Source organism: Staphylococcus nepalensis, from assembly GCF_014635045.1.
GTDB lineage: Bacteria > Bacillota > Bacilli > Staphylococcales > Staphylococcaceae > Staphylococcus > Staphylococcus nepalensis.
The window spans coordinates 467,811-481,958 of record NZ_BMCF01000001.1 but is presented as its reverse complement, the minus strand read 5'-3'; the positions used below and the strand labels follow the sequence as shown (position 1 = coordinate 481,958).

The 14,148-nt window shown below is 34.0% G+C and carries 13 protein-coding genes and 1 riboswitch; of the genes, 9 read left to right on the top strand and 4 right to left on the bottom strand.

The window, feature by feature from the left end:
• The first annotated feature begins 3 nt into the window (after window positions 1–3).
• From IEU88_RS02300 to ulaA, 3 genes are read left to right on the top strand one after another with little or no spacing between them, the layout of a single operon-like run.
• Window positions 4–444, top strand: coding sequence for a PTS sugar transporter subunit IIA (locus tag IEU88_RS02300; RefSeq protein WP_096808302.1), 441 nt, complete (start codon window positions 4–6; stop codon window positions 442–444).
• Window positions 445–449: 5 nt separating this feature from the next.
• The gene (locus IEU88_RS02295) at window positions 450–734 is read left to right on the top strand and encodes a PTS sugar transporter subunit IIB (RefSeq protein WP_096808303.1); all 285 of its coding nucleotides are present in this window, start codon (window positions 450–452) and stop codon (window positions 732–734) included.
• 22 nt (window positions 735–756) lie between these two features.
• Window positions 757–2,121, top strand: coding sequence for a PTS ascorbate transporter subunit IIC (gene ulaA / locus IEU88_RS02290; protein ID WP_096808304.1), 1,365 nt, complete (start codon window positions 757–759; stop codon window positions 2,119–2,121).
• A gap of 79 nt (window positions 2,122–2,200) precedes the next feature.
• Here ulaA and IEU88_RS02285 read toward each other — a convergent pair whose 3' ends face one another.
• Both IEU88_RS02285 and panE read right to left on the bottom strand, forming a co-directional pair.
• Window positions 2,201–3,019 carry an acyl-CoA thioesterase gene (locus tag IEU88_RS02285; RefSeq protein ID WP_103373265.1) on the bottom strand — a complete coding sequence of 273 codons (819 nt, stop codon included), beginning with the start codon at window positions 3,017–3,019 and terminating at the stop codon, window positions 2,201–2,203.
• Window positions 3,020–3,045: 26 nt separating this feature from the next.
• Window positions 3,046–3,963 carry a 2-dehydropantoate 2-reductase gene (panE, locus tag IEU88_RS02280; protein WP_103373264.1) on the bottom strand — a complete coding sequence of 306 codons (918 nt, stop codon included), beginning with the start codon at window positions 3,961–3,963 and terminating at the stop codon, window positions 3,046–3,048.
• Window positions 3,964–4,343: 380 nt separating this feature from the next.
• Window positions 4,344–4,450, top strand: a riboswitch (SAM riboswitch).
• An 84-nt stretch (window positions 4,451–4,534) separates the two neighbouring features.
• On the opposite strand from panE, the gene IEU88_RS02275 reads away from it, so the two are divergent.
• From IEU88_RS02275 to IEU88_RS02250, 6 genes are all read left to right on the top strand, one after another.
• Entirely contained in the window at window positions 4,535–5,350 is an 816-nt protein-coding gene (locus IEU88_RS02275) for a MetQ/NlpA family ABC transporter substrate-binding protein (RefSeq protein WP_103372813.1), read from the top strand.
• Between the two features lie 53 nt (window positions 5,351–5,403).
• On the top strand, window positions 5,404–6,336 hold the full coding sequence (locus tag IEU88_RS02270) for a lactate/malate family dehydrogenase (protein ID WP_103372812.1): 933 nt from the start codon (window positions 5,404–5,406) through the stop codon (window positions 6,334–6,336).
• 265 nt (window positions 6,337–6,601) lie between these two features.
• A complete protein-coding gene (locus tag IEU88_RS02265) occupies window positions 6,602–8,464 on the top strand; it encodes a BglG family transcription antiterminator (RefSeq protein WP_103372811.1) in 1,863 nt (620 codons plus the stop codon).
• A gap of 78 nt (window positions 8,465–8,542) precedes the next feature.
• The gene (locus IEU88_RS02260; protein ID WP_096808310.1) at window positions 8,543–10,486 is read left to right on the top strand and encodes a PTS fructose transporter subunit IIABC; all 1,944 of its coding nucleotides are present in this window, start codon (window positions 8,543–8,545) and stop codon (window positions 10,484–10,486) included.
• A gap of 16 nt (window positions 10,487–10,502) precedes the next feature.
• The gene (gene manA, locus IEU88_RS02255; protein ID WP_096808311.1) at window positions 10,503–11,438 is read left to right on the top strand and encodes a mannose-6-phosphate isomerase, class I; all 936 of its coding nucleotides are present in this window, start codon (window positions 10,503–10,505) and stop codon (window positions 11,436–11,438) included.
• A gap of 106 nt (window positions 11,439–11,544) precedes the next feature.
• Window positions 11,545–12,441 (top strand): ROK family protein, encoded by an 897-nt coding sequence (locus IEU88_RS02250; RefSeq protein ID WP_103372810.1) that lies wholly within the window; start codon window positions 11,545–11,547, stop codon window positions 12,439–12,441.
• A gap of 105 nt (window positions 12,442–12,546) precedes the next feature.
• Here IEU88_RS02250 and IEU88_RS02245 read toward each other — a convergent pair whose 3' ends face one another.
• Both IEU88_RS02245 and IEU88_RS02240 read right to left on the bottom strand, forming a co-directional pair.
• Window positions 12,547–13,005: a threonine/serine exporter family protein gene (locus IEU88_RS02245; protein WP_096808313.1), complete on the bottom strand. Its 459-nt coding sequence runs from the start codon at window positions 13,003–13,005 to the stop codon at window positions 12,547–12,549.
• A 12-nt stretch (window positions 13,006–13,017) separates the two neighbouring features.
• The gene (locus IEU88_RS02240; RefSeq protein WP_096808314.1) at window positions 13,018–13,770 is read right to left on the bottom strand and encodes a threonine/serine exporter family protein; all 753 of its coding nucleotides are present in this window, start codon (window positions 13,768–13,770) and stop codon (window positions 13,018–13,020) included.
• Window positions 13,771–14,148 lie beyond the last annotated feature (378 nt).

The window sequence follows — 14,148 nt, the reverse complement described above, 5'->3', positions numbered from 1 at the left end:
AAAATGACATTAGAAATTTTATCAACTGATAAAGTGCAAGTGCTTGATAAAGTGGAAAACTGGCGTGAAGCGATTCGTGTTGCAGCTCGTCCTTTACAAGAGCAAGATTATTTTAAACAAGATTATATTGACGAAATGGTTCATAGCGTAGAAAAGCTAGGGCCATATATTGTCATTGCACCTGAAATAGCTATCGCACATGCACGACCTAATGACAATGTAAAAAAGATAGGTTTAAGTTTGTTGAAATTAAATCAGCATATTAACTTTTCAGAAGAAGGGCATTATGCTTCGTTAATTTTTGTTTTAAGCGCTGTAGATAATGAAGGGCATTTAGAAATACTAAGGCATTTAGCAACGACTTTAGGCGATCAAGAGACCGTTTCGGTATTGTTAAAAGCACAAACGCCGGTTGAAATTATAAATATATTTAAAGGAGAATGATGAAAATGAAAATTTTAGTAGTGTGTGGTCACGGTTTAGGAAGTAGTTTTATGGTAGAGATGAATGCGCAAGAGGCATTGAAAAATTTAAATGCGCCATCAGATATTAAAGTAGAACATAGCGATGTTATGAGCGCCAGTCCAGATATGGCAGATTTATTTATATGCGGTAGAGATTTAGAAGAAAACACACAAAAACTAGGCGACGTGATTGTACTAGATAACATATTAGACAAAGAAGAACTACAACAAAAATTAGATGAAAAATTAACTGATCTAAACGTACTTTAATATTCAGTAAGGAGGTAATACAATGAAGCCAATACTTGATTTTATCGTTGATGTGTTAAGCCAACCAGCGATATTAGTAGCCTTAATCGCTTTTATTGGATTGATTGTCCAAAAAAAATCAGCCACTGATATTACTTCAGGTACAATAAAAACGATTTTAGGATTTTTAGTCTTGAGTGCAGGTGCCAATGTGGTGACGCAATCGTTAGAACCATTTGGTAAAATTTTCCAACATGCATTTGGTGTACAAGGCGTTGTACCGAATAATGAAGCTATCATTTCAATTGCTTTAGAACAATATGGCACGACTGCAGCATTAATTATGGTCTTTGGTATGATTGTAAATATTATTATTGCACGTATTACAAATTTGAAATATATATTTTTAACAGGCCATCATACATTTTATATGGCTGCATTTTTAGCCATATTATTGTCAGTTGGTCATATAACAGGTACATTGACTGTGATTATTGGTGCAGTGATTTTAGGTTTGATAATGGCATTATTACCTGCGTTAGCACAACCGACAATGAAAAAAATTACTGGCAATAACCAAGTCGCGTTAGGGCATTTCGGTACGATGAGTTACTGGGCTGCGGGCGAAATAGGAAAGTTATTTAAAGGAAAGTCTAAATCTACGGAAGATATCAATTTTCCGAAAGGATTGAGTTTCTTAAGAGAAAGTACGATTAGTATTTCGTTAACAATGACATTACTTTATTTTGTAGCAGCGTTATTTGCTACACCAAGTTATGTACATGCAGAAATTAGCGACGGACAGAACTTTATTGTATTTTCACTTATCCAAGGTGTTACTTTTGCAGCAGGTGTGTTTATTATCTTAACTGGGGTTCGCTTAATTCTTGCAGAAATTGTACCTGCATTTAAAGGCATCTCTGAAAAATTAGTTCCTAACACCAAACCAGCATTAGACTGCCCGATTGTCTTTCCTTATGCACAAAACGCTGTGTTAATAGGCTTTTTTGTAAGCTTTATTGTAGGCGTTATTGGCATGTTTATATTATTCTTATTCGGTGGCGTGGTTATCTTACCAGGTGTAGTAGCACACTTTTTCTTAGGCGCTACGGCCGGTGTATTTGGTAACGCAAGAGGAGGCATAAAAGGCGCAGTTGCTGGTTCAGCATTAAATGGTCTTTTAATTACTTTCTTGCCACTTTTATTCCTACCGTTTTTAGGTGAATTAGGTGGCGCTGCTACGACATTCTCTGATACAGACTTCTTAGTAGTAGGTGTTGTATTAGGAAACATCGCTAAATACTTAGGGATTATCGGCATCATTATCTTAATTATTATTGTTGCAGCTGTATCAATCATGTTACAAAAACGTACAAATCAAAAAGAAGCAAACGAACAGCAATCATAAATAAAACAAGGGACGAGTCAGAAACCATATTTTTCTAAAATGATTTCGTAGACGCGTCCTTTTTAATGCCAATTTACATTCATGCTTTATAATAAACAAGCTGAGTTGTTGTAGCTAATAATACCCCATTAGAACTCCAAATTTCACCGGTTTGATCGTAGAAACCCTCATTAAAATTAATTGCACGGGTGTGTCCTAGCACAGGTTGCGCTCTCTCTTTGCCTAAAGTTGATGCATCTATGTGAAAATAGATTGTTAATGATACTGTCCCAATCGGAACGAAAGGTTCGCGACGGACGTATATTCTAGGGAAAAAAGCATCGCAAATGGATGTGAGTGATAGGTAATCTAATTTTCTCTTTGGCATGTCTTCTATCCATTGCAATGTAACAGAATCTGTAACGCTGTCGTTTGTAAAGGCACGAGGCGCACCTTTAATGATTCTAATATCATAATTTTGTACCCATGGCGGTACATCTATCATTGGTAATTTGGGAACTTCTTTGAATGGAGGCGCTTCTGGCATTGCTAATTCTGTAGAAGACCAAGTGTTCCTTTTGAGTGCAGTCACGGCAGTACTTGATATAACTGTTTGTTCATTTTGCAAGAGTTCTACGTACCAGTGTTGGGTTGAGCGATTTGTTCTTGTTGGTTTTGCTATTATTTTAAAATCTTTATCTTTGACAGGTGCAGCATAGTTGACCGTGAGTGAAACAGGGCTTCCAATACAATCGGGGTGTTCTAAGATAGAGCGTAATAATGTTGAAGCAATAACGCCACCAAATGGGCCGATCATATTCGCATAATTGGCAGACGTGTGTCCGAAATAAACACCTGTTTCTTGTTGGTTTAAGTATGTTGCGTTATCAAAAGGGTGTGATTGCATATTGAATGTCATTTACAAGTCTCTCCATTTTGTATTGATTATTGAATCATTTCTTTATATACCTTGTGGTTTTGATATGAAGCATATAGTAGTGGCGCATTTAGTTGATACTGTTTCGCTAGATTTAATAAATAACCTTGTAAATGGTCAGCTTCGATATTCAATCCTTTTTCCATGTCGCGTTGCATAGAAGTTTTGAAATGGTAAGATAACTGAGTTAACCCCTTCATATATTTTTCAACGATATTGTCATCCAGTGGTGCTTTATGAGTTCGTATAATAGATGCAACTTCTTCATATAAAGATCGGACGAAATCCACGCCACCTTTACTGTCGCGTATAGGACCGATTGGTGCATGCATCATTGTTGTGACGCTAGATAAAACAGTGATCATTAAATATTTTTGCCATATACCACGGTTAATATCAGAACTTAACATAAAGTCGGATTTGGAACCGGAAAAAGATTGCTCTATTAGTTTAGCTCTATCACTAACTGTACCATCCAATTCTCCAAAGAAAAGTTTGTCAAAATCGCTTGTTTGTACGACTTCACCAGTTGTATTTAAGGCAGTTTCAATGATGCAATACCCGCCCATAATTTTATTTTTTCCAAAAATAGATTGTAACTTTGGAATATGTGCGACACCATTAAGTAATGGGATAATCACAGTTTGTTCGTGTACAAATGGTTTTAAGTCCTCAATCGCTTGGTCAAGATGATACGATTTTGAAGACAACAGGATAACATCAAAGGATTCCGTTTCTGCTTCTTTAGTCATCAACTGTGGATTAAAGCTATAATCTCCATTGTCACTATGAATCACCAAACCATTTCTTTCTAAATAGGATTTTCGTTTCGGTCTTACTAAGAAAGTGACATTTTTACCGCTTTCTACTAAACGACCACCAAAGTATCCTCCTATGCCGCCTGCTCCCAAGATTAAAATACGCATCTTAAACACTCCTTGTTTTTCTAATGAATAAATATTGCTATTTATATACCACTATTCCTTTAAAGTTACGCATACAAGATTACGAAGTGATTTATTATTAAACATCAATCAATAGCTCATATTTAAAATGATCATATAGATTATGATGGTCACAGGTTTGTTTATATTTATTGAAAAACCGCCAAAATCCTACTAGTTAGCATTATTTTACATAATTTGAATGGATTTATTTATTACTAATCATGTAGATATATCCGTTTCACATGGAACAATTTCTATCCATTTATTTAAAATGGTTAATAATTAGAATTTTCTAAAATTTAATTGACTAAATATGAGTATAATGCTAGGATTAATACAACTCAAATACATAGTTTTGACTCTTATCAAGAGTGGTGGAGGGATGTGCCCGATGAAACCCAGCAACCATCGTTTAATGAAATGGTGCTAATTCACAGGAAGTAATGTTTACTTTCGGAGATGAGAGAAGGTGGATACTTTCTCTTATTTAAGAGGAAGTATTTTTTTACATATGAGTTCATTTTAAAAAAACATATTAAGGAGAAATATTATGAAAAAGTTAATCAGCTTAGCTATATTAGTGTTTTTTACAATAATACTCGTAGCGTGTAGTTCATCCAATGGTAAAGAAAATAAAAAAGTTACAATCGCCACATCACCAGCACCGCATGGAGAAGTATTAAAACATGCTAAAGATGAAATGAAAAAAGAAGGTTATGATTTGGAAATTAAAGTGGTTAATGATTATAAAGTACCTAATAAACTTTTAGATAAAGGCGACGTAGATGCAAACTTTTTCCAACATGTCCCTTATTTAAAAGCGGAGAGAAATGATCACAATTATAATATAGAAGAAGTGGGAAAAGTATTTACGACGCCAATGGGAGTTTATAGTAAAAAGTATAAAGATATCAAAGATATTCCTAATGGGTCTACGATTTATGTTTCGAATAATCCGGCAGAAGAAGGGCGTTTCTTATCTTTTTTCGTAGATAAAGGATTAATTAAAATTAAAAAAGGCGTCAACATTGAAGACGCTAAATTCGATGATATTGTAGAGAATAAAAAGAACCTTAAATTTAATAATAAGCAAGGCGCAGAATTTTTACCTAAAACATATAAGAGCAAAGAAGGCGCAGCTGTTATTATGAACTCGAATTATGCTATTGATAACGGTTTAACACCGCATAAAGATGCCATCGCAATTGAAGGGAAATCATCTCCATTTGCAAATATTATTGCAGTTCAAAAAGGTCATAAAGATGATGAGGAATATCAAACATTATTGAAAATTTTACAGTCTGACGATATGAAGCAATTTATTGAAAAAGAGTATAACCAAGATGTGGTTCCGTATGAAAAATAACCAAAGAGTGAGATAATTAATATATGATATAAAGACATAGGGGGCAAGGATATATGACAAAATTAGGCATCATTGGACTTGGTAGAGTTGGAAGTCAAGTTTTAACAGATGTGCAGAGTTTAAATATTTTTTCAGAAATTGTATTAATTGATACAAATGAACAAAGAGCGAGTGGAGAAGCGTTGGACCACGAACATATACAAGGTTTACCTAATTCCAATCATATTGACATATATACCGGAGGATATGAAACATTAGCTGACGCGGCATTTATTGTAGTCACATCAAGTGTACCGACTGACCCTGAAGTAGGTGACCGTGTTGCTTTGGCGCAAGGAAACCGTAAAATGATAAAAGCAGTCATGGAACAAATTAGTCAAGTAACACAAGACGCGATTATTATTTTAGTTTCTAACCCAGTAGATACAATGACTTATTTAAGCAATCAAGTAGATTATCCAACACATAAGATAATCGGGACAGGAACAGCTTTAGAAACGTCACGTTTTAAAACGTTAATATCAAAATATTATCAAGTAGACCCTAAAAATATTGAAGCTTTTGTAATTGGCGAACATGGTGTACACGCAGTACCAGTATGGAGTAAAGTAAGGGTGCATGGCATGGAATTACATGAGTTTGAAAAATTGGCTGGTATACCGCCCATTGATAAAGAGAAAATCATTGAAATTATTGATAAGGTATCTATGGATGTTTTTTATCAAAAAGGATGGACGAATGCGGCGATTGCTAAAGTAGTCAATTATGTTATTCAGTCCATATATTTAAACCAAAAAACAATTATGCCATTAACTTCAATTAGCAATGAATATGGATTGGCAGAAAGCGCCTTTAGTTTACCCACTTTAGTAACTCGTGATGGTATTCAGCAACGTTTTGAAGTTCAGTTGAGTGATGTAGAACTTGAACAACTAACTGAAGCACATCAATACATTCAACAAACCATTGCTAAAGCAAGTGAATAATTTTTGAAGACGTAATTATAGTACGTAGAAAGAAAGCATAGTTTAAAAAATGTCTTGTTTCGTACGATAACAAGATATGTTTTTATAGGGCGGGAATATAACGTTAAATTTAATGTTATATTCCCGTCTTTATATACATCATTAAAAACCAAATTATATCAAGATATCTTGCTTAAATGATAAGTTATGACTACAATTGACTTGATATTATAAGGGATAATCACTACAGAAGACGTAGGTAGTAAAAGAAAAGTGTGGTGTATATATGTTAAAAAGACATACAAAACTTATACAGTTGTTTATGAGTAACAAAAATTATTATCTAAGTGGGGATGAGATTGCAAGTTATTTAAATGTTTCTAATAGAACTGTGAGAAACGATATACAATACATCAATAGTGAAATCATCAATAGTTTGATTACAAGCGTTAAAGGAAAAGGATATAAAATCAATTATAATCGTTATAGCGAGGAAACATTAGAAACGTTGATTCAGACATTTTTGACTCAGGAAAATGAGATATTATTGAAACTTGGGTATGAGCTATTGATGTATCAAAAACCTATTACAATTGAACAAATAGAAACAGAATTTACAATTACCAAAAAAGAAGCTCATGATTATGTGAACAGAATACAAGCATGGTGTCGTTCATTTGGAATAGAAGTAGATATTAAAAAGAAAAAAGGTATTACAATAATCGGTAACGAAATGGATGTCAGAAATGCGATATTACATTTGAATCAGTTATCTACGAAAAATAAAACAGTCGAAGCACTTATATTTAATGAAATGCCACAAGCACATATTAAAACAATATTCCATATTATTAAAGCAACTTTAAAGCAACATGATATTCAGACTTCTGATTTACGCATTGAGCAATTGCTCATTCATTTGATTATTATTATAAAAAGAGAAAGGGCAAGTGAAACATCGTGGGTTGTAAATGAAGAGGCGCAAGAAATAGCTGAACAATGTATCAAAGATATCAATTATAAATTAGCCTATCGTTTATCTAATGAAACTGCCCAATTGTTTTCATTTTTTATTAGCTATTATTTTAATAAATATGATTTAGGTTTAGAAACCATTTTTGTTGAAAGTTATATTGATCGTATGATTTATCAAATGGAGCAGCATATCGGTATTAACTTTACAAACGATGACATATTAAGAGAAAATGTTTATGCACATTTCAGCAGAACTTACTTGCGTATTGTTAAAAATGTATATATCAACAACCCACTAACGGACGAAATAAAGAAATATTATCCATTTGTTTTTAATGCTTTGTATGAAACAGTCTATCACCTTGAAAAAGATTCAAAATTAAGCTTGGTCGAAGATGAAATTGCTTTTTTAGCTTTACATTTTCAATCCTCTATTGATCGGAATAATAGAGAGGAAATTAATATTGTAATTACATGTTATTACGGATTAGGTATATCTAGTTTGTTAGAAGCGAAGATTGCAAACCTGGATGATCATATTAAAATTATTGATACTTTAAGATTGGAGTTACTAGCAACATACGATTTTTCAAATATAGATGCACTTATCACAACACATCCAATAGATACTACGAATTTACCAGACACACTAAAAGTAATTGAAGTGTCTCCGTTACTTTCTGATGGTGACGTCAACGAAATTAAAACGTTTATAAATCACAAGCGAAATCCTGTATTAAAGCAAAGTGAAATATCTGATATTCAATTTGATGTTCAGACGATTACAAGTGAAGTTGCTGCCTCACATGTTTTTGAAAAGGCTCAGGAATTTTTAACGCAACAATATGCGATTACTGAAACTTATATGCAGAGCGCAATAGAACGCGAACAATTTTCTTCTACATATATTGGTAATGGCATCAGCATCCCACATGGTAATCCAAAAGAAGTTATGAAGTCTCATGTGCTGATATTCAAAAACCCTCAAGGATTTATATGGAAACAACATAAAGTTAAATTAGTATTCTTTTTAGTAATAACAGAAAACGATGCGCCTGTTATGAAAAAATTAATACACCTCATTGCGAAATTAAGTGAACATGATGTCGATCAAATAATGACGATGGAAACACAAAAGTTAAAACAACATATTATAAAATTAATTAAAGCATAATTGCCACTAGCAACGGCAATTATGCTTTTTTATCTATATAAGCAAGCGTTTACAATGAGGTGTAAGGAGGATGACATTATGAAAATTTTAGCAATTACATCGTGTCCAAACGGCATAGCGCATACTTATATGGCGCAAGAAAAACTAGAACAGGCTGCTGAAGAGATGGGCGTCAATATAAAAGTAGAGACCCAAGGCGGCGTTGGGGCCGAAAATGTTTTAACAGCAAAAGAAATAAAAGAAGCGGATGGTATTATTATAGCGGCAGATCGCCAAGTGGATTTATCACGTTTTGACGGGAAATTAATTATCAACGAAAGCGTGAGAGAAGGTATTCATAAGCCAAAAGAATTAATCCAACGTATAATTGATAGAGATGGACATATTCATCATGATCGTAGTGGGAACACGAATCAAGAAGATGAAGAACAAAAAAGTGGCATGCAAATGTTTTATCAACATTTAATGAATGGTGTCTCTTTTATGGTGCCTTTCATCGTAGTAGGTGGATTGTTAATGGCTATTGCATTAACGTTAGGCGGAGAAGCAACATCTAAAGGTTTAGTGATACCAGAAGATTCATTTTGGAAATCTATTGAAAATATTGGTAACTTAGCATTTAGCTTTATGGTTCCTATATTAGCAGGCTATATCGCGGTTAGTATTGCGGATAAGCCTGGTTTAGTGCCTGGTATGATCGGTGGTGCGATTGCTGCAGATGGTAGTTTTTATGGTAGTGATGCAGGTGCAGGCTTCTTGGGAGGTATCGTTGCTGGTTTTATTGCAGGTTATATTGCGAAGTGGGTTAAAAATATTAAAGTACCTAAAGCGATGGCGCCGATTATGCCTATCATTATCATACCTATTATTTCGTCATTAATTGTCGGACTGATTTTTATTTTCTTAATTGGTGCGCCGATTGCAAGTATTTTTGAAGGACTGACTACTTGGTTGAAAAGTATGCAAGGAACTAATATTGTTATTTTAGCTTTAATTGTTGGTGCTATGATTGCCTTTGATATGGGCGGCCCAGTCAACAAAGTAGCATTTTTATTTGGCTCAGCTTTAATTGCAGAAGGAAATTATGCAGTTATGGGAATGGTTGCAGTAGCGGTATGTACGCCGCCCCTTGGTCTGGGACTTGCTACATTTGTAAATAAACATAAGTTCAATCAAGGTGAAATAGAAATGGGGAAAGCTTCATTTACAATGGGATTATTTGGTATTACGGAAGGCGCAATTCCCTTTGCTGCACAAGACCCATTTAGAATGATACCTGCCAATATGATTGGTGCTATGGTTGCTGCTGTAGTTGCTGCCATTGGCGGCGTAGGTGATAGAGTGGCACACGGTGGCCCGATCGTTGCAGTTTTAGGAGGCATCGATCAAATATTATGGTTCTTTATCGCAGTAATCATTGGTAGTATTGTTACAATGAGTGTAGTTTTAATTTTAAGAAGAAAAACACCAACACTTGCAGTTGAGGCTGATAATGTAGAAACAAGCATGGCTAGTCCTGATAAAACAACTCAAGGTAAAGAGGATGACAAGTTAGAAGAAGAGGAGCAAACATCAGAAGCCAATAGCGTCTTTAATGAAAAAGTAATTCATATTTCTGAACAATCATTGTCTAGAGACGAAGCGATTGATCAACTGATAGAAAATTTAAATGAACATGGTTATATAACTGATAAAGCACAATTAAAAACAGATGTTTTAAAACGAGAATCAGAATCAACAACAGCTATTGGTATGAATGTAGCGATTCCTCATGCCAAGTCAGATGCGGTTAAAGCACCTATTGTAGCAGTGATGAACAATAAGCAAGGTGTAGAGTGGGAAAGTTTAGATGGTACATCACCACAAATGATATTTTTAATCACTGTCCCAAGTGATAGTAGTGACACACACTTAAAATTATTACAAAGACTATCAAGAGCCTTAATGGACGATGACATTCGTCAGAGTTTAATAAATGCGACACGTAAGGAACAGATTTATAATATATTAAAAGATATTTAGATGGAGGTTCATTGACATGCCATTATTTTTAAAACCAGTATTTCAAGAACGCATATGGGGTGGGACAGCTCTAAAAGCATTCAATTATCACATCCCCTATGAGAATACAGGAGAGTGTTGGGCGATTTCGGCACATCCAAATGGTACGAATATAATAGAAAATGGAAAACATAAAGGGAAGACGTTAGAAGCAGTATGGGATGAAGATAAATCGTTATTTGGTGTATCAGGAGATGCAAAGTTTCCATTGTTAACCAAAATATTAGATGCAAATGATAAATTATCAGTACAAGTTCATCCAGATGATACTTACGCACAAAAATATGAAGGTGAATATGGTAAGACAGAATGCTGGTATATATTAGATGCTAAAGAAGATGCTGAAATTATTTACGGTGTTCATGCGAAAGACCAAGAGGAATTAGATGAAATGATAGACCACCAACAGTTTGATGCGTTGTTTAATAGAGTTAAAGTCAAACCAGGAGATTTTTTCTATGTGCCTGCTGGTACAGTTCATGCCATTGGAGAAGGTATCTTAATATTAGAAACGCAGCAATCTTCGGATACAACATATAGAATATATGATTATGATCGTACAGATAAAGCAGGTAATAAACGTGATTTACATTTAGAACAAAGTAAATCAGTGATTAATCTTTCAACTAATTCGCCTAACACAACGCCTAAACACGAAGTGATTCAAGGTCAAAATTACACGCAATTTGTTTCGAACAGTTTCTTTACTGTTGAGCGTTGGGTAATGAACGGTAAGTTGACTTATGAAAAGCCTAACACGTATTGCCTTGTATCAATTGTGGACGGAAACGGTGAGATAAGTATCAATAACGACGTTTATACTTTAGAAAAGGGGACCCATTTTATCTTAACAGCAACAGATCAAGCCATAATATTTAACGGTGAAATGACAATGATTATAAGTTACGTATAAAATGAAGAGGTGGGAAAGACTGATTTAGTTTAAGGCAAATTAGTTTTAACTCCACCTCTATTTATTCATAATTAAAATTATAAAATGAATGATGGAGTTGTTCTGAATGTTAAAAATTTGTACAGATATAGGTGGTACCAAAACAATTGTTGGACTTATAGATGAACATTTAGTAGTGATTGAAAGCCAAAAATTCGATACCTATATAAATGATCCAGAAGCAGAGTTTTCGGAAATTATGAGTATCGCAAATAAATATAAAGAAAATTATAAAAACATCGATCAAAATACATTAAATATCGCTATGCCAGGGCCGTGTGACTATACGAAGGGATTATTTTTAAATCCACCCAATTTGCAAGATTATATTGGCTTCAACGCAGGAGATTACATAAAACAACACAGTGAATTTACACCTCATTTTGTAAACGATACAGATGCTGCTATATTAGCTGAATATCAATACATCAAATCGGAGACCAAAGATATCATCTATTTAACGATAAGCACTGGCATTGGGATGGCATATATCAGAAATGGCCAGCTTATCACAGGTGTTGATGGCAATTTTGGTGAGATTGGCCATACGATTATAAAAAATGACAGCAATTATCAATGTCCTGTTTGTCATCAATTTGGTTGTGTTGAAAATGAACTTTCAGGATTAGCTATTAGTCGAAAAGCGAGTGATATATTAGAAAGAAAGGTGAGTACGAGAGAAGCTATCGATATTTTCATGAATAAAGCAGATGAAAATATCACGAGGATGATGGATGAAGTATTATTATTAACGCAACAATTGTGCAATAACTTATATAACATATTTAATGTTTATCATATTGTGCTTGGTGGCGGGGTGACTCAAAGTGTATTACCATATAAAGAAATGATTGAAGATTATACACAAAAGCACCATTTAATCCAAAAGAAACCATTTCACATTAAAGTAAGTGATTTAAAAGTAAATGTATTAACAGGGCTTTATTTTGTTAATCCGCAATAAGAAATAAGCTTATTATTAAATATAGATAGCGAGAACCCAACTGATTTTTAATTAAGGTTTTGGGGTCTCGCTTTTTTGAATCGTAGTGGTATTGAATCGCTAAAACTATAACCTATTTCGCTTAATTGAAATGTATTTTCTAATATTTAAAGTTTTAGATAATTGATCAGAAAGCAATAAGCCTAAGGCAATAGAACCAGCGATTAAAATAGCTCTTATAAAGGTATTTGTTGCATCTGTAAAATTTAAAGTGACAAGTTGTTGTGTAGCCCTAAAAGCAATACTACCTGGCACTAGAGGGATAATGCCTGGAATCATAAAAAGTACAACAGGCGCTTTAAAAATCCGGCTCATCATTTGCGCAATTAATCCTAAAGTTAAACTACCAACTAAACTTGAATATATAGCATCTATTTCGAATGATTGTTCTAAAATATAACTGACAAAGTAACCCATTGAACCAGCAAAGCCAGCAGGAATAAATAATTTTTTAGGCGCGTCGTATATGACATTAAAGAAATAGGATGCGCTAAAACTACATAAAAATGTGAATAAAATCGTCAAAATACGGCCTCCTTAAAAAATGGAATAAGCGATTGCAATGCCAGAGCCAATTGCAAAAGCAATCACTAACGCTTCTAAGAATTTTGCAGTAAACATTAACATATGCCTACTAAATAAATCTTGAATAGCAGTAGTTATCAGTACGCCTGGTACGATGGGCATAACAGAAGCAATCATAGCTGGGCCAAATGATTGCTTCACATGAAATAATTCAGAGCCAAATATAACTATCGTCCCTAAAATAAAGGAACCTATAAATTCAGGTATAAACATCGTTAAAGATTTACTTTGCATATATTCGACTATCAAAAATCCTACTGCACCAGCAACAATGGTTGTAAGCGCATCAGCCCACGTGCCACCTTGTAAGTATAAAAAACTTAATGAAATAATACCTGCAGCAATGACTTTTTTCCATAGAGGAATGCTTAAATTGGATCTATCAATATGTTGAAGTGAGTGAAACGCTTCTTCGATAGAAAGTTGATTGCCTGTAAGTTTACGTGAAATGGCATTGACTTGAAATATTTTAAGTAAGTTAGTGCTGTTCTTATCAATACGTAAAATGCGAGTATCATGTGCTTCACTTAATGAAAAGTTAATAAATACGTTAATTACATATCCTTGACTGTTATAGTAACCCATACAAATTGCTATACGTCTCATCGTATCTTCTATACGAGCGATCTCTGCTCCAGAAGATAACAAGATTTTGCCTGCAAGTAATATCACATTCATGGTTGCTTTATCTTTATAGTTATCCAAACGGCACCTCCAACTCATTAAATAATTATAGTTATTATCGCAATATTAATATGTAATTTCAAAGAGAAATTTTCAGAAACCAGAAAAGATATACATAAGAAATATTACGCTGCCAGTAGTCTTCGGTTTGTGTGAGGTTATATTACCAGGACGTCTTAAAAGGTGGGATAGCCATAATATTTCTCGAAAAGAGTCCCTTGTCACGCACGTATAAGGAAAAAAATGAAAGGGTTGCAGTTTTGTATAAGAACTATAATGGCAAATGGGTAACATGCGCATATGCTCATGCATAAACACGGCTGTTCTAATAATTTGAAAAATAGCGCTTTAAACGTAGTTATTTAAAGGCGATACTTTACAAATACTGCCTTTATACTA